This window comes from Bacillus sp. XF8 (genome assembly GCF_017498755.1).
Taxonomy (GTDB): Bacteria; Bacillota; Bacilli; order Bacillales; family Bacillaceae_G; genus Bacillus_A; species Bacillus_A bingmayongensis.
Map to the genome: position 1 here is coordinate 85,368 of NZ_JAGDQK010000034.1, position 16,910 is coordinate 102,277.

Here is a 16,910-nt window from a genome sequence, read left to right on the forward strand (position 1 = left end):
ACCTCAAGATTCAGAGAGAAACGAGGAAGATAGGTGGGGGACAACTGCCCGTAAAAACCCGATTCGTTCAACTAACCATCAGTGGGGGATGAAGCCCCCCACTGATGGAAGTTTCACTTTATTGGACGTTGCCTCTTTCTTCTTTTCCTTCTATTTATCTACACAATTTATACTCTCCAGTATCTAAAAACACCGCACTGTCATTATTTTAAACTGCTAGAAAGCTCCGTAAAAATAACTCCTAGCGCATAAGCACCAGCATCCGGATACCCTAAGCTTCTTTCGCCAACCGTACCAGCGCGACCCATTCGAGCTACGATTTCTTTTGTATATTCTGCTCCTTTAACGGCAGCCGCTGCTCCTTTTTCAAAAGCAGTCTTAAAGTCTGTGCCAGTTGCAGCACTTTCTGACCAAGAATTTACACAAGGTACAAGTGCATCTACAAGCGTTTTATCGCCTACTTCTGCTCCTCTTCCGAAAGATCGCTTACCGATAGACTGTATCCCTTTAAGTGAAGCCTCCAGCATTTCAGCAAACTCTCCGACTGTTAATTCCATTTTCCCTTCTACAGCCTTACCTGCAGCTCGGAAAGCTCCGCCCCAAATTGGACCAGAAGCTCCACCGCAATGCTCCATAATAACCATAGAGCACGCATCTAGGAATGTTCCTATATTTAAACGCTCTTGATCCAAAATCGAGCGCCATTCTCTCTTTAATTGCTTGAATCCCTTAGCAACGCTCATTCCAAAATCACCATCACCTGCATGCGTATCCAATTCGCAGAATGGTACTTCGTTCTTAATAATAACTTCGCTCATTTTATCTACAAGATAAATCATATTATTTAATGTGATTACCTCATTCTTGATAATCGCATGTTCCTCCGCTGTTTCCGTCTCAAAGAAAACAGGCTTGTCTTCTACTTCTTCTTCAATATCAACGTATTCTACGCTCTCAATTGGTCCATCTACCTTAAACGCAGGTGTATTACACTCTTTAGATAATAATGTTTTCAGCTCATCGTCCAGTTTCATTACAGTTAGAGAAATTCCAGCCATATCAATACTCGTCATGTAATTACCGACAAACGTTCTATTGATTCGTATATTTCTTTTACTTAACTCTCTAGTAACTGCATTGTTAAACAGATACAGTTCTTGAAGCGGTGTACCGCCGAAGCCGTTTACTAGAACAGCAATTTCAGCATCCTTATCTAGTCCTAAATCTTTCACAAGGTCATTTGTCATGCGTAAGGCTAATTCGTCTGCAGTCGCAATTTTTTCCCGTTTTCTGCCTGGCTCTCCATGAATACCGACGCCATATTCCATCTCATCTTCATCCAATTTGAAAGTAGGTGATCCACTAGCAGGAACTGTACAGGAAGTTAGCGCTAGACCAATTGTTCGAACGTTTGCCGCTGCTTTTTCCGCTACAGCTTTGACCTGCATTAAATCCATACCTTCTTCTGCTGCCGCACCAGCAATTTTATGCACTAACACAACCCCTGCAACACCGCGGCGTCCTACTGTATAAAGACTATCTTCTACTGCAATATCATCATCTACGCGGACATATTCTACTTGAATTCCGTCTTCAGTAGCTAAGTGAGCTCCATTTTTAAAATTCATAATGTCTCCACTGTAATTTTTAATAATAAGCAGCGTACCTTTTTTGCTAGCTGTTGCTTTAATTGCCTGATATACCTGGATTTGTGAAGGAGAAGCAAACACATCTCCACATACCGCCGCATCCAGCATTCCTTTCCCTACTAACCCCGCATGTGCCGGTTCATGTCCGCTACCGCCGCCACTAATTAAAGTAACCTTATTTTCATTCATTTCTTTTTTCTTAATTACCTTATATTTCTTTAACAACTCAAGTTCCGGATGAGCCATAACCATTCCATTGCACATCTCCATAACAAGGGTTTCAGGTTGATTTATAATTTTTTTCATTTATTATTCCTCCTCTGTAAGTTTTGTTACACTCTTCGCAAACCTATTCGTATCCACACTTTCATAATTGGATTGATTCATAGGGGATTCCTGCCACGATACATTCCCTTCTGAATTATGATATATTTGAAAGCGCATTCTTATTAACTATAGTAAAATGAAAGCGTTTTATGGTAAACGGACAAAATGAACGATTTGTCTAAAGACACCCACTTCATTTATAGACTAGGATGTTAATTATTAAAAACGAATAAAGTTGTAGGGATGATTATAATGACCTCTTCTATCATTTCAAAAAAAATCATAGCGAACTCGCTAAAACAATTAATGGAAACAGAACCTTTTCATAAAATATCTGTGAGTGATATTATGTTGAATTGTCAAATGCGCAGGCAAACCTTTTACTATCATTTTAAAGATAAATTTGAATTATTAGGTTGGATTTATAAAGAAGAAACGAAGGAAAATATTATAGACTTTCTTGATTATGAAAAATGGGAAAATATTTTCGACCTATTATTCCATTACTTTCATCAAAATCAAAGGTTCTACCTAAATGCATTTAAAGTAATCGAGCAAAATTCATTTAATTATTATCTATTCGAACATACGAAAAACTTATACATCAAGATTATCGATGAGCTATTAATTGGCTGTAAATTAGCGATTTCTGAGGTGAAAAAAGATACACTAGCCTCTTTTTATAGTCATGGCTTTGTTGGAACAATAAAAGATTGGATTGAAAATCATTGCGCTGTAGACCCATCTATCATGTCTTCGATGATGAAAAATATGATAAACAATCAATTAGTCCTTTTACTAAAGCAATCAGCAAACAAATCATAAGGTGGAAAAACAATGAAAAAAATTATGAATGATGTTCAAAATATTGTTCAAGATATGTTGCATGGCTTTTATTTTGAACATAACGATAGAATATCTTATAACCGAGAACACAACGTCATTTACCGGAAAGACCTTGCCAAAATTAGGCAAGATGTTGTCATCATAAGCGGTGGTGGTAGCGGGCATGAACCAGCTGATGTTGGTTATGTAGGAGAAGGAATGTTGTCAGTAGCAGTCAATGGCGAAATCTTCACTCCCCCTACATCAGAACAAATATTAGCAGCAATTCGCTCTGTGCCTAAGGACAAGAGTATCCTATTAATCATAAAAAACTTTAAAGCTGACGTAGAAAGCTTTTTAACTGCTGAATCTTTGGCAAAAGAAGAAGGGAGACTTATTGATCATGTCATTGTAAATGACGATGTTTCCATTGAAGATGATGCTTCCTTTAATAAAAGAAGACGAGGAGTTGCTGGTACAGTTTTCGTTCATAAAATACTCGGAGCAGCAGCTCTTGAAGGCTATTCATTACAACAATTAACGGACATTGGTCGTTCTGTCATTCGGAATCTGCATACATTAGGAGTTGCACTTTCCCCAGCAAACGACCCTATCCAAGGCAAAGCTTCTTTTACTTTACAAGACAATGAAGTTTTTTACGGAGTCGGCATCCACGGAGAAAAAGGGTATCGTAAAGAGGTATTATTCTCTTCTGAAAAACTGGCAATTGAGCTTATGAATAAGCTCAAAAGTATTTACCGTTGGAAAAAAGGAGACAAGTTTGCCATCTTGATTAACGGCTTAGGTGCTACCCCATTAATGGAACAGTATATATTCGCAAATGACATTCGCCGTTTATGTGAACTTGAAGGATTAGATATTCGATTTGTAAAAGTCGGAACCCATCTAACCTCTTTAGATATGCAAGGCACTTCATTAAGCTTCCTGAAAATAGAAGATCCACTTTGGGAGAAATGGCTAAAAGCTAATGTTGGGGTGGCTAGCTGGTAGTTAGAATTAGTCTCAGGTGTGAACGTGTAAACACATCTGGGGCTTTTTGTATTTTGTAAACATATTAATTACTTCAACAAATCGGATAGGAGCCGTCTTTCTTTAAACCATATCGAACTCAGACCTTGACAACCTCGTACATGAATACTAACAAAAGTATTGCCATATGTGTTTTCGCCACTTCCCCCAAAAACCGCCCAAAAACAAGAATTCTGTACATTCTTTACCCTGGTGATATCAATTTGACTATTTGGGAGTACTTATTCTCACTAGCCTGATGGACGATTTAAACAGAAATTACTGCAATCTATGAAATGCAGGATTTCTTAAAATTTTTTCATGAAATAGAAAAGACACCCTCAGTTGCCTTTATCCGACTCGCTCCACATCAACAAGTCTCTTCTTACAATACAAGTATATTAGGTTTCCACCTAATCATATTTATATATAACTATTTATAAAATTTAATATAAATTTTCTTTATACTGTTTCTTTTAGTTTTTCTTGGTTTACCTGTGCGCTTAACTTAATTAATAGTTCACGATCTATTAGTAATACTTCGTTAGCTGCAGCTAGTTTACGTGCTGGTGCTGTGAAATAACTATTAGTTACAACCCAAGCATGATCAGCGTTATAGTATCCTTTTGCTCCAACGATTTCTTGGACAGCTTGGATACCCACGTTATTTTTATAACGTTTTGCTTGTACAATGATTTTATTATTATTATTTGTTAAAATTAAATCCGCTCCAAAATCACCGGATTCCTTCGTAACTTCTACATGATAATCAAGCGATTGGAATAATACCCTCAAATATTGTTCAAATTCTTTACCTTCCATACAATCAATTTCATCGATGTTTGACTGACATATTTCTTGCTCTCTTTTTATTCTAAGTTTTTCCCTTTGAATGTTACGTGCTATTTCTTCTTGCCTGAGAAGATTATATTTCTTTTTATATTTATGTTTTTTATACATATCTCTAACTACTATAATAAGTACTATAATGAAAGCTAGTAGCCAAAAAATATCAGCCTCTGTCATAATACATGTTGCGCTCCTTCATCGTTTAATCCATATGAATATTACTATATAAGAAATTATACACAAAAACTTACATGTAATCAGGTATTAGCAAAAAAATACTTTGTTTCATTTACTCAATGCATTTTTTAGTATCTCTTCCACTTCAATAATTTTACTCTTTTTCCAGTAAAGAATGAATGGATTACTATGAAAAAATATTAGTTTATATTTGGTTCTTGCGTGTATTTTTTATAAATGGCGGTGGTTTATATTAGAAGATAAGTCATACAAGTGGTAATGACGATTGTATTGTAATTAAAAAAATAAACAATTATAATAACCGCTATCCTGACGATAGCGGTTATTGAAGGGTGGATGTTAACACATCCTATATTTTTAATTTGTATCATAACGTAATTCTTAAATGTTGTAAAAGTGTGGAGGGTAAATGCATCTGTATTTTAATTTAATTAAATTCCACCACCATGTTCTGAATATTGAACTGGAATGTTCTTATCTACTGAAACCTGTTTTGGAACGGGTTCATTCAATCCAATCGATAGTACAGCAACACTTACTAAACCTAATACGATTAATTTAATTTTACTCATTTTAGACGCCCCTTTTCTTTTAATAAATTTTTGGCCTCATAACTCATATAAAAGTATTTTCCTGCTTTACATTCATCACCTGCATCATACCATTTTGCTGCCAATTCTTCGGTATAAATTTGCATGTCTTTAAATAATTCTTGCTCTTTGAAATATGAAATAGCTTCTAATACCAAGTCTTCAAGTCTTTCGATTGGTTCATTTTCAATTATCGCTTTTAAAATAGTGAAGTGGTATATGTACTCCTTCGTACAAGACTGTAAACCTTCTTCTACATAGAAACTTGCTTCTTTGTAGTTTCCTAACTTAAAGTGTTCTCTAGCTAATACATAAGTCCCTCTTTTTTGATAAGGTTCTTTGGGATGAGCAAATTGTTTGAAAGCACTTGTAAGATGACGTATCGCTAATTCTGAAAGGTCTTGATCTGCATAGAATAATCCTAAATTATATCGAACTGTTAAAGCTGGGCGTTCTTCATTTTCTTGTTGGAATGTATTTAATGCGGATACTAAGTATTCCTCTGCTAAATCAAATTGTCCCAATGTAACACAGGCCATACCTAACGTATTCTTACATGCCCCAACTTTTGTTTCATACCCTACATTTTCATCAAAAAAATCAAGCGATTTGTTAACATGGTTAATTGCTAAAGTAGGCTGAGATAAGTAGTAGTAATATAGTGCAACACGATAATGAAATTCCGCTTTTTCCGACTCATCTAGAATCATGATAAGTAACTGTTCAGCAAGTTCGTAATGATACTCCGCGCATGAATAGTTGCCTATCTCCGTAGCATAGATAAATTTAAAGAAATGATAATAGTATTTTAAAAAGCTATCTGGTTGATCTTGAATAAATTCAAATCCTTCAAGATCGTTTTCAAAATTCCCACTTAACATTTGGTATCTAAACTCTAACAATGAGTAATAAGTAAAAAGCTCTTTGTTTTCTTTAATTCTATTAAGATTACTATTAACTTCTTTTTTTAGAATGCGTGCTTTCTCAATATGTTGAGAAAGCATTTCATGGTACCAATTTTGTAACAATTTATATTCAGCACTTGTAACAATACCTATACCCAAATGAATCCCCCTTCTCCGCATTTATTATCTAAATATTAACATAATTATTTTTCAGATAGACTAATCCTTATTGCCAACTAATATTTAGAAATATAATACAGAAAATTCAGTCTTTTTAACATGAATGATAACAGCTTGTTTTTTATATCCTAAACTGTTTAGCTTGATGGTAATGGGATAGCACCCAGAAAATACAGATTTACAGCGATAAGCATTTTGAAACAAGTCTTATGAATTCATTATATATTGCTTTATTCTATTAAAATTATAAAAGTTTCTACTTAAATGTAGTGTAGTGTTTAACAAATAAGTGCGAATATTAAACATAGAACTCCCTACTTTTCCTTCAAAAAGCAGGGGGTTTTTGGCAATTTATTTTTTCTCCATCACAGCAAAGTAATTCTCTTCATAGTCCGCAAAGTTAAATACTCTACCTGAAGGCATATTAACAATTTCTCCGACTGTGATATTTTTATTTAATAAGTTGCTACGTAATTCATCGAGATTTTCCGTAAAAAACATTAAAGAAGGTGTACCAAGATTTAATCCAGGCGACATTTTAGCAACGAATTCCTTATTGTGCAGAATGATGCTTGTTTCTGCTCCCTTTGTTGGAGCAATTTCAATCCATCTCATTCCTTGACCATTATTTTCTTCAGAAACTACAGTAAATCCTACTTTTTCTGTCCAAAAGTTCACTGCCTCATCTTGGTTATTTACATACAACATAATTTGACCGACTTTACTAATCATAGACCTTCCCACTCCCTTATATGAGTAAATATCTAACCCTTCCCGTCGCCAAAGTTTCTGAAATCCAATGACAACTTAATAGATACGCCAATAACTAAAAACTTCCTTCAAAAAAACGGAGCAGTTTCATTTAAGTAGGAGTTTCTAAAAGAGAGATAGAATAATAACAAAAGATTTTATAAGGGGGGAATATCATTGCCAATTCCAAAAGGTACTGCTAGTTACACAATTCGTACAGGAAGAGTAGAAGATTCCGAATCAACTTTAGATATACAGAAATCCATTGTTTCTGAAGGCCACTTTCTCATTTCGTTACCTGAAGAGTTTAAAAAAACATCATCAGAGCAAAGAAAATGGGTACAGGGCGTATTGGAAAATGAAAAAGAAACATTACTTGTAGCTGAAAAAGACGGCGAAGTTGTTGGATGGATCGTATTTCTTACCGAAAATAAAAAACGATTGTCTCATACAGGTTCCTTTGGAATTATGATTCATAAAAATTATAGAGGACTAGGAATTGGAAAAATGCTACTACAAGCTTTATTAGACTGGGCAGAGAAAAATCCTCTTATTGAGAAAATAAGTTTAGGAGTTTTCTCAACAAATTATAGCGCAATCTCTTTGTACAAAAAGATGGGCTTCATTGAAGAAGGTCGTAAAATAAAAGAATTTAAAATGAATGATAATGAATATGTAGACGATATTCTTATGTATAAGCTCGTTTAATGATATTTTAACCACAAGTACCACAAAAAAGCCGTTCTCCTTGAAATGCGAGATCGGCTTTTATAATGAATCTCCTTGTTCGGTAACAAATGTTAAGATTTATAAGCTACTATCATAAAACGTTTTGAATTTGTACGGATTCCTTTTTCTGTTTTATTTGTTATGATGAATTTTCCCAAAATGTCAAAGTCCTCTTTCTCTTCACCGAATCTTGGTATGATAGGCGTGTGCTTTAATAGAAAAATGAGATCTTCAGGTGTTTGGTAATAATCAATGGCATCATACTCTAAAATTTGCACATCATGAAAGCCCGCATACTTTAACTCTCGAACATACTTTTCTTTTAATGTACCGTCTTTTTCTCCTAAGCATTGCCCTCTTCCAAACGCTTCTTTTAAGTTCCATTTATCACGTTCGTTGACTTGCTGCGTTAGAAAGACACCGCCATTTTTTATTACTCTTGCTACTTCTGTCGCCATAAAAGGTGCATGACAACAAGACACAATATCAAAGAAATCATTCGGAAATCTTAAATCTTCAGAATCCATTTTGAAAAATTGAACGTTTGACACACACGCTTTTTCCAAGTTAGACTGTGCCATTTCTATCATTCCACTTGAATTATCAATCCCCATTATACTTGAAGCTGCCGATGCAATTTTTAATACATTCTCTCCCCCACCTGTACCAATATCTAGCAAAACATCTGAGGGTTTGCATCTCTTTATTACTTCTTCATAAAACTCCCATAACGCACCTTCAGTTTCGTATTTCAGTTTACTAAAATCCCAGCCGATGGATCTTCCGACTTTATCATAAAATTTTTTATAATCTAACTCATTCATATTGTATATCCACCTTCCAAAAGAGTGTAAAAACTAAGTTTCTGGGACCTTTTAATAAAGTCGGCCAGTTTCTTAGTTCGATAAAAAAAAGCGACTATCACAATGGATTCAAAGTTTTTATTTTCAAAAAAGGCAGACCTCTCCCTTGATGGTTGGTACGCGTTTTTTCCAACCCGAAAACTAGTTACTTCGAACAATACGGAAAGCCATCTACTTCACCTCATTTGAAAGATTCTATTTCATTATACGTCATTACATTTTTTGCGTATATCGTAAAATACAGACTATCAGATGAATTCTGAAACGAAAAAAAGCTACCTTAGCTATCCCTCAAATCTATATTTTATTCAATTTGTTATTTCATTGCACCGAATTATTTGTTATTGTTTAACTTTATATACCACTTGTTTAGAACATGAACGCTCCCTTAAGAAAGGACGATATACATATGACAGAAATATTGGATTTAGTTTTATACTGCATTTTGTTTATCCTAATCGTATCCATAGCTTGTTTCATCTTATTAGTACTCATGAAGATTTTCGGAAAACCGATGAATAAGCATCGTTCTGTTGAAAAAGAACTAAAACAGCATTCTTCCACAACAGATACAGTAGGACATAAAGACTCTAATATAACTACGAAAGATGCCGAAGCAGAGTGGATGGACGCCGTGATGACAGCATCTTTTGTTACTGCATCTATGAAAAGTGCTAGTGAAAACGAAAGTGTTGATCATGATTCAGACACTGGCGGTGATGGTTCTGATTCATCAAACTAGAATCATTCAACTTATCCATCTACAAAACAACAAAAGGAGTGTTTCATAGTCAAAAAATTGGCTTATGAGACACTCCTTTTGAACCTTTTATAAAGTGAAACTTTAATCAGTGGGGTTTTTCTTCATCTCCCACTGATTATTAGCCCTCACCAATCGGGCTTTTACGGACAGTTAATACGGAATAAATATAGATGTACAAAAGAAATATAAATTATTGCAAAAAACAGTTTTGATTTACTAATTTTATTGAAACATTTTTTTAATTCTATTGCGCATGATTAATACAATTCCACCTAGAATGGATAACATTCCTAGAGTAGTTGTATTAGATTCTGTTCCCCCGGCGTTAGGAAGTTCTCTCTTATCATTTTCCACTTTAAGAGGAGTTTTTGTTTGTTTTAATTCCGTTACTTTATTTTCTACATTTTGCTTCGCCTGTTTTAATTCAGCTATCTCTGCTTCTACATCTTGTTTTGTACGTGTTAATTCATTTAATTTCTCATCTATCGCTTGCTTTGTTTGCTTCACATCTGCTATTTTCTCTTCCGCTACAGCGTGTTTTGTACGCATTAATTCCGCTAATTTATCTTCCATCGTTTGTTTCATTTGTATTAACTCTAATACTTTTTCTTCTATTGTTTGCTTCGTACGTGTTAATTCATTTAATTTACTTTCTATCGTTTGCTGTATCTGTTTTAAATCTGATGCTATCTCTTCTCTACGTTGCTTCGTTTCAGATATTTTCGCTTCTGCATCTTCCCTAATCTGCTTTAATTCTGCTATTTTCTCTTCTACATTTTGTTTTGTCTGTTTTAATTCCGCTAATTTCGCTTCTGCATTTTGTTTAATTTGTTGTAATTCTGCTACTCGCTCTTCTCTATGTTGTTTCGCTTCAGTTACTTTTTCTTCTACATTTTGTTTCGTCTGTTTTAATTCTGACGCTCGCTCTTCTGCATGTTGCTTCACTTCAGATACTTTCTCTTCTACATTTTGTTTCGTCTGTTGTAATTCTGATACTCGCTCTTCTGCATGTTGCTTTGCTTCAGATACTTTCTCTTCTGCATTTTGTTTCGCCTGTTTTAATTCTGACACTCGTTCTTCTGCATGTTGCTTTGCTTCAGATACTTTTTCTTCCGCATTTTGCTTCGCCTGTTTTAATTCTGATACTCGCTCTTCTGCATGTTGTTTCGCCTGATTTAGTTCGGATAACTTTTCTTCTGCATGTTGTTTCGCCTGATTTAGTTCGGATAACTTCTCGTCTGCTTGTTGTTTGATAGAATCATGTATTTTGACGGTATCAGGCACTTCAGCGTTAATTGTGTCAGCTCCCGCTATCATCGCTAAAGCTAGTGTAGAGATTGCTACTGTTTTTTTCGTACTCATCATTTTGTACCTCTTTTCTTTCATGAGTAATGAACTATTATGTGTAAATCTGAAGATATAAATATTTATAATACCAGTATAACATTATACCAAATGTTTATAAACGAAACTAGAATAGTAGGGACTCGTAGGGTGAATCATTATAGAGAGAATGAGAAAAGGGAACTCATATATAGAGTTCCCTTTTCTTATTAAAACGTTCTTCTTAACGGCATTATTGGATTCTTCCGTATCCAACAAAGTGCTTACGATTATAAGGTCAATTTAAAACTCGGATATCTACATGATCCCCACCAACATCATATGTACTGTGGAAGAAAACTAAATCACTAAGTTGAGGGTTTATATTTTTTAGAAATTATAAAGCCCTTGTGATATTGGTCAGAATACCAGATATCCTACGTGATTAAAAACATGACTAACAAAGCCAGAACAGTTGAACATTGAACATATACAACCTTAAATATTATATATTAAAAATCTGTTATTCTTCCAAATCCAACCAAGTTATTACTATACCAAGAAGTAGATAACTTAGAATACTTAACTTTCATACTATTACCACTAGCAGCTTCAATAATATCATCTCCGCCAAGATAAATAGCTACATGAGTAATGTTGCTTGCACTATGTGATTCGCTAAAAAATACTAAATCTCCTGGCTCAGCATTAGCTCTGCTAATACTTTGGGAGTTATTATATAATCCTTGAGAAGTCTGATATGCTCTTGAATATCCTGCTTGATTCCATGAATAATAAACAAATCCCGAACAATCAAGACCTCTTGCATCTTTACCTCCCCATACATAAGGAACACCCAAATAATTTTGAGCAACATCAAGAACCTTTACCCAGTGACCACTAGAAGTGAAATATTGCCATTTATTGTCAATTTGTAATTGTCCAGTTACCATTGCGCCGCCTTGGTTGGCATCTAAATAATACCATGTACTACCTTCTTGGAACCAACCTGTTTTCATTGCTCCACCATCATCGGCATTTAGATAGTACCATTTTCCATTATCTTGTAACCAGCCCGTTTTCATCGCTCCACCATCATTGGCATTTAGGTAGTACCATTTTCCATTATCTTGTAACCACCCTGTTTTCATTGCTCCGCCATTATTTCCATCTAAGTAGTACCATTTTCCATCTACTTTTTCCCAACCTATTTTCATTGCCCCACCATCATTGGCATTTAAGTAGTACCATTTACCTTCTACTTGTGCCCAGCCTAGTTTCATCGCTCCACCGGCATTTGGATCAAGGTAGTACCATTTGCCTTCTAATGCAAGCCAACCTGTTTTTTTCGCACCGTTTTCATAAAAGAACCATGTTCCACTTTCTTCTTTCACCCAGCCGCTTTGTTGAGTCGCTTGTGTATTTTGAGCTGTTTCTGCTGAACTTACAATTGGTTGAATGCTCAATCCAAGAGTAGTTGCTAATGTAAGTGCTGCAATTTGTTTTTTCATATTTCTCTCTCCATTCTTAGAACCGTATTGTATTTAATATATATCACTCTTTTAAATGTTGAATCTTAAATTCTATTTAAATGGTAAATATGGAGTTGGATTAATTTGACCAAATTTATATTCCGTTTTCAATTCAAAGTGTAGATGAGGACCAGTAACTCTTCCTGTTGCTCCTACCTTACCTATTACTTGACCTTGTTGAACATAATCCCCTTTTTGAGCTATTCTTTCACTCATGTGGGCATATAACGTGTAATATCCATCTGCATGCTTGATAACTACAACATTTCCATAGTCGTTAAATGAACCAGGTGAGCCAAAGCCAGAAAATTCTACAGTACCAGATTTAGCAGCCATAATCGGTGTACCTGTTTTTGCTGCAAAGTCAATACCCTTATGAGATTCATCCCAACGAGGTCCGTACCCTGAACTCACATTTGGGTTTTTTATAGGCATTTGGTAACCATATGCACTAACTTCTCCAGCATTTTCAAGCCACTGACCATTATCAGCAAATACATAAGTCTTTCCGTCTATAGTAGCTTGTCCAGTTACCATAGCTCCGCCTTTATTCGCATCTAAGTAGTACCATGCACTTCCTTCTTGGAACCAGCCTGTTTTCATCGCTCCGCCATCATTTCCATCTAAGTAGTACCATTTCCCGTCTACTTTTTCCCAACCCGTTTTCATTGCTCCACCATCATTGGCATTTAGGTAGTACCATTTTCCATTATCTTGGAACCAGCCCGTTTTCATTGCGCCGCCATCATTTCCATCTAAGTAGTACCATTTTCCGTCTACTTTTTCCCAGCCTGTTTTCATCGCTCCACCATCATTGGCATTTAGGTAGTACCATTTTCCATTATCTTGAAGCCAGCCTGTTTTCATTGCTCCGCCATTATTTCCATCTAAGTAGTACCATTTTCCTTCCACTTTTTCCCAACCTATTTTCATTGCCCCGCCATCATTGGCATTTAAGTAGTACCATTCTCCTTCTACTTGTGCCCAGCCTAGTTTCATTGCTCCACCGGCATTTGGATCAAGGTAGTACCATTTGCCTTCTAATGCAAGCCAACCTGTTTTTTTCGCACCGTTTTCATAGAAGAACCATGTTCCACTTTCTTCTTTCACCCAACCACTTTGTTGAGTTGCTTGCGTATTTTGAGCTGTTTCTGCTGAGCTTACAATTGGTTGAATGCCCAATCCAAGAGTAGTTGCTAATGTAAGTGCTGCAATTTGTTTTTTCATAATCCTAATAACCCCCTAAATTTATAAATAGATATATAGATAAATTGTTTTTAAGGTAATACATATATTTTAACTGTTTTTCTTCCCCAATTACTTGCTTCCTGTTTTGAAGGAATAAATACATCTATTTTATTACCTTTAATAGCACTACCTGTATCTCTAGCCTCAGCTGGTCCATAACCTTCAACGTAAACTTTTGATCCAAGACGAATAACTGAAGGATCTACTGCAATCACTTTCAAATTAGGATTAGCTGTTAAATCATCGCCCATTTTTGTATATACATGTTGTCCAGGTTTATAGCCATTTTCTGCTGGATCATTTGTATATGCTGTTGACGTCACTGTTAATTCACGAGTATTTATCCATTGACCATTATCTTTAAAATAATTCATTTTTCCATCAATTCTATTCCAACCATTCACCATGGCCCCACCATTATTGGCATCTAAGTAATACCATTGATCATTCTCTTGGAACCAGCCTGTTTTCATCGCTCCGCCATCATTACCATCTAAGTAGTACCATTTTCCGTCTACTTTTTCCCAACCTGTTTTCATTGCTCCACCATCATTGGCATTTAGGTAGTACCATTTTCCATTCTCTTGAAGCCAGCCTGTTTTCATCGCTCCGCCGTTATTACCATCTAAGTAGTACCATTTTCCGTCTACTTTTTCCCAACCTATTTTCATCGCTCCACCATCATTACCATTTAGGTAGTACCATTTACCTTCTACTTGTGCCCAGCCTAGTTTCATCGCTCCACCGGCATTTGGATCAAGGTAATACCATTTGCCTTCTAATGCAAGCCAACCTGTCTTTTTCGCACCGTTTTCATAGAAGAACCATGTTCCAGTTTCTTCTTTTACCCAGCCACTTTGCTGAGTTGCTTGCGTATTTTGAGCTGTTTCTGCTGAACTTACAATTGGTTGAACGCCCAATCCAAGAGTAGTCGCTAACGTAAGTGCGACAATCTGTTTTTTCATATTTTCATTTCTCCCTTTAAGTATTCATAATCGGTAAATCATTATATAACATTATTAATGTATTTTGTATAAAAAATTTCCGTTAAAGTTATTATTTTCACTCTATTCAACCTTTTATGAATCCTAGTTCATCATAAAAACGAATAACCACTTATTAAATTCATTACTTCTTTTGAATCATTATGTATAAAATATTCAGAAATTCAATTTCACTTTCATATCTTTAAAGATGAAGAGTTTTGTTGATTCATATATAAAATTTCAGCCTCCTAACATAAGAATTCCTCTAAAAACATTGTTAATTCTTAAATAAAAAATTTAGTAGTACTCGTTAACCCTGTATAAAATTAATAACCTGAAAAGAAATACTCATGCAGATACTTACATAACTTAATTCATTATTTCACATCCTTCCTAACAAAACCAGAACTAACGTTCGTTTTTTATTATATAATATAATAAATTAAATGTACAAATTTATTATCCTAGTTTTGGAATTAATTTCTCTCTGTTTTTTCATAGTTTGAATGCAAAACAATTAAAAGTCCCTTAGCATGGTTAATTTCCTAAATGTTGGCGCCACTCCTTGATGAAATTTAGTGATTTAGCAATATATAAGGGGTACGGAAACAATTCTAGGTATGAGGGGTTATCTGGAAAAATATTTAAATGAATACTGTAAGTAGGGGAGTACCACATCGCTATCAAGCTAAAATAATTCTATCTCTATTAATAGAAAACAGTTTAAGTGTTACTACAAAAGATGAACCGTAATGTATTTGTTTTTTCTTATTGAAAAATTGAAGAATTTAAAATAAATGATAATGAATATGAGGATGATATTCTTAAGTACAAATTAGTTTAGTGAACCAACAGGTACTTTACTTAAGCAAGATTAAATCAAAAGGGCAATTTCTACAGGAGATTACCCCTTTTGATTGGAGTGAAACTTACTTCACATTGTAAATTTGCAGATTCACAGTATCATTGTAATTTTAAAAATGTACTAAGGATCTAAAAATGAAGTAGCTATTTCTTTTGAAAACATAAGATACTTATAATACAAATTAATATTATATATTTCCGTTTCTGTTCTGTCCCTACAAAAACTCCTAAAACCACATTTGACACTTAATTTATCGAGAATGCCCATGACCGCGCGTTCTAATTTGATAGGACAAAGCTGCCAGACTAATCGTCACTCCCCATATAAAAAATCCTCCATAAACCGGGATTATCACCCCTGGCTCGAAATCCTGGATGTCAGAGAGTCTTATGGAACCCACAATTAATTTATAAAATGTCACGATGCAGACACTGGTAAAGGTTAACCCTCCGAGCCAAGCAGGAATGAGTAGCAGCCAGCCAGGAACCTTCCGTCCACCAATGCCCGGTAATCTTTTTGGGATAATCACTCCCCATGGCCGAACCAGCGCAAGTGCAAGCAATGAAGCGATGATAGCTAAAATAACAGTTAGATCAACCCCGTAGGAATATAAAAAACGGCTAACCTGATCAGCGTTGGTTCTCATAGATGCATGCAATGCCTCAACACCATTCTCAGAAACCAATAAGGGAACTCCAAACGCCCAAAGCGTCTTTAAAATGGCATAGGGAATGAGAGCGACCGATGCTGCATATCCCCACTTCTTAGACAGCCACCATTCACCGGATGTGTTTCGTGTCATGTTAATAACCTCCTTATTAAAAGATATGTGGAAAAACATAACCATTACACCATTTATAATAGTACAGAAAAACTACTTTGATATGCGTCCATAGACCTGTTTATACACACAACCAGAGGTCTGTTTACAAACAAAATCGGATACTATTTTGAGTGCAGCTTTGAGTAGAAACATGCTGACAATCCTCCACGTACATCAACTTAAGAAATGAATTGTTCTCTAAAAATTTCATTATTGGAATACGCCAAAGTATTAACTTGATGGCGACGGGATAACACCACTTACCAATAGATTTTCAAAATAGCAGATTGTTATGGAAATATTTTCAATGTATAATTATGTCATTGTTTGTTTTTATGAAAAAATATGGGGGAATTTTTAATGAAAAAAATCATACTAGGGGCACTTACAAGTTTCTTTTTATTAGCTGGATGTAATAATTCTACTGAAAGTAAACCAGTCGATACAAAAAAGAATACGGCAGAAGAAACAACTAA

The 16,910-nt window shown here is 35.1% G+C and carries 15 protein-coding genes; 4 read left to right on the forward strand and 11 right to left on the reverse strand.

What is annotated here, in order from left to right; genetic code table 11:
• Positions 1 to 203: 203 nt before the first annotated feature.
• Positions 204 to 1,955 carry a dihydroxyacetone kinase subunit DhaK gene (dhaK, locus tag J4P91_RS20190; RefSeq protein ID WP_207995574.1) on the reverse strand — a complete coding sequence of 584 codons (1,752 nt, stop codon included), beginning with the start codon at positions 1,953 to 1,955 and terminating at the stop codon, positions 204 to 206.
• Positions 1,956 to 2,228: 273 nt separating this feature from the next.
• Here dhaK and dhaS point away from each other — a divergent pair, with 273 nt between their 5' ends.
• On the forward strand, positions 2,229 to 2,801 hold the full coding sequence (dhaS, locus tag J4P91_RS20195) for a dihydroxyacetone kinase transcriptional activator DhaS (protein ID WP_207995575.1): 573 nt from the start codon (positions 2,229 to 2,231) through the stop codon (positions 2,799 to 2,801).
• Positions 2,802 to 2,813: 12 nt separating this feature from the next.
• Positions 2,814 to 3,812, forward strand: coding sequence for a DhaKLM operon coactivator DhaQ (gene dhaQ, locus J4P91_RS20200; protein WP_207995576.1), 999 nt, complete (start codon positions 2,814 to 2,816; stop codon positions 3,810 to 3,812).
• A 480-nt stretch (positions 3,813 to 4,292) separates the two neighbouring features.
• Here the strand turns inward: dhaQ and J4P91_RS20205 are convergent, their stop codons facing one another.
• The 4 genes from J4P91_RS20205 to J4P91_RS20220 all read right to left on the reverse strand — a co-directional run bounded on the left by J4P91_RS20205 (position 4,293) and on the right by J4P91_RS20220 (position 7,284).
• Positions 4,293 to 4,856 (reverse strand): restriction endonuclease, encoded by a 564-nt coding sequence (locus J4P91_RS20205; protein ID WP_243763930.1) that lies wholly within the window; start codon positions 4,854 to 4,856, stop codon positions 4,293 to 4,295.
• A gap of 452 nt (positions 4,857 to 5,308) precedes the next feature.
• A complete protein-coding gene (locus J4P91_RS20210) occupies positions 5,309 to 5,449 on the reverse strand; it encodes a Phr family secreted Rap phosphatase inhibitor (protein ID WP_207995577.1) in 141 nt (46 codons plus the stop codon).
• Complete coding sequence (locus tag J4P91_RS20215) at positions 5,446 to 6,531, reverse strand: response regulator aspartate phosphatase (RefSeq protein WP_374192060.1); 1,086 nt, start codon at positions 6,529 to 6,531, stop codon at positions 5,446 to 5,448. The genes J4P91_RS20210 and J4P91_RS20215 overlap by 4 nt, the downstream gene beginning before the upstream one ends.
• Positions 6,532 to 6,903: 372 nt before the next feature.
• On the reverse strand, positions 6,904 to 7,284 hold the full coding sequence (locus J4P91_RS20220; protein WP_207995578.1) for a VOC family protein: 381 nt from the start codon (positions 7,282 to 7,284) through the stop codon (positions 6,904 to 6,906).
• Between the two features lie 195 nt (positions 7,285 to 7,479).
• On the opposite strand from J4P91_RS20220, the gene J4P91_RS20225 reads away from it, so the two are divergent.
• Positions 7,480 to 8,010, forward strand: a complete 531-nt coding sequence (locus J4P91_RS20225) for a GNAT family N-acetyltransferase (RefSeq protein WP_207995579.1) — start codon at positions 7,480 to 7,482, stop codon at positions 8,008 to 8,010.
• A 92-nt stretch (positions 8,011 to 8,102) separates the two neighbouring features.
• Here the strand turns inward: J4P91_RS20225 and J4P91_RS20230 are convergent, their stop codons facing one another.
• Entirely contained in the window at positions 8,103 to 8,855 is a 753-nt protein-coding gene (locus tag J4P91_RS20230) for a class I SAM-dependent methyltransferase (RefSeq protein ID WP_207995580.1), read from the reverse strand.
• Between the two features lie 448 nt (positions 8,856 to 9,303).
• Here J4P91_RS20230 and J4P91_RS20235 point away from each other — a divergent pair, with 448 nt between their 5' ends.
• Entirely contained in the window at positions 9,304 to 9,636 is a 333-nt protein-coding gene (locus tag J4P91_RS20235) for a hypothetical protein (RefSeq protein ID WP_207995581.1), read from the forward strand.
• Positions 9,637 to 9,879: 243 nt separating this feature from the next.
• On the opposite strand, the gene J4P91_RS20240 is transcribed toward J4P91_RS20235, so the two are convergent.
• The 5 genes from J4P91_RS20240 to J4P91_RS20260 form a co-directional block, all read right to left on the reverse strand.
• Positions 9,880 to 11,019: an LPXTG cell wall anchor domain-containing protein gene (locus J4P91_RS20240; protein ID WP_243763932.1), complete on the reverse strand. Its 1,140-nt coding sequence runs from the start codon at positions 11,017 to 11,019 to the stop codon at positions 9,880 to 9,882.
• Positions 11,020 to 11,492: 473 nt separating this feature from the next.
• Positions 11,493 to 12,491 (reverse strand): NlpC/P60 family protein, encoded by a 999-nt coding sequence (locus J4P91_RS29765; protein ID WP_207995583.1) that lies wholly within the window; start codon positions 12,489 to 12,491, stop codon positions 11,493 to 11,495.
• Positions 12,492 to 12,563: 72 nt separating this feature from the next.
• Positions 12,564 to 13,739: a peptidoglycan DD-metalloendopeptidase family protein gene (locus J4P91_RS29450; RefSeq protein WP_207995584.1), complete on the reverse strand. Its 1,176-nt coding sequence runs from the start codon at positions 13,737 to 13,739 to the stop codon at positions 12,564 to 12,566.
• Positions 13,740 to 13,789: 50 nt separating this feature from the next.
• Positions 13,790 to 14,725, reverse strand: coding sequence for a 3D domain-containing protein (locus tag J4P91_RS20255; protein WP_207995585.1), 936 nt, complete (start codon positions 14,723 to 14,725; stop codon positions 13,790 to 13,792).
• Between the two features lie 1,136 nt (positions 14,726 to 15,861).
• A complete protein-coding gene (locus J4P91_RS20260) occupies positions 15,862 to 16,413 on the reverse strand; it encodes a hypothetical protein (protein ID WP_207995586.1) in 552 nt (183 codons plus the stop codon).
• Between the last annotated feature and the right edge of the window lie 497 nt (positions 16,414 to 16,910).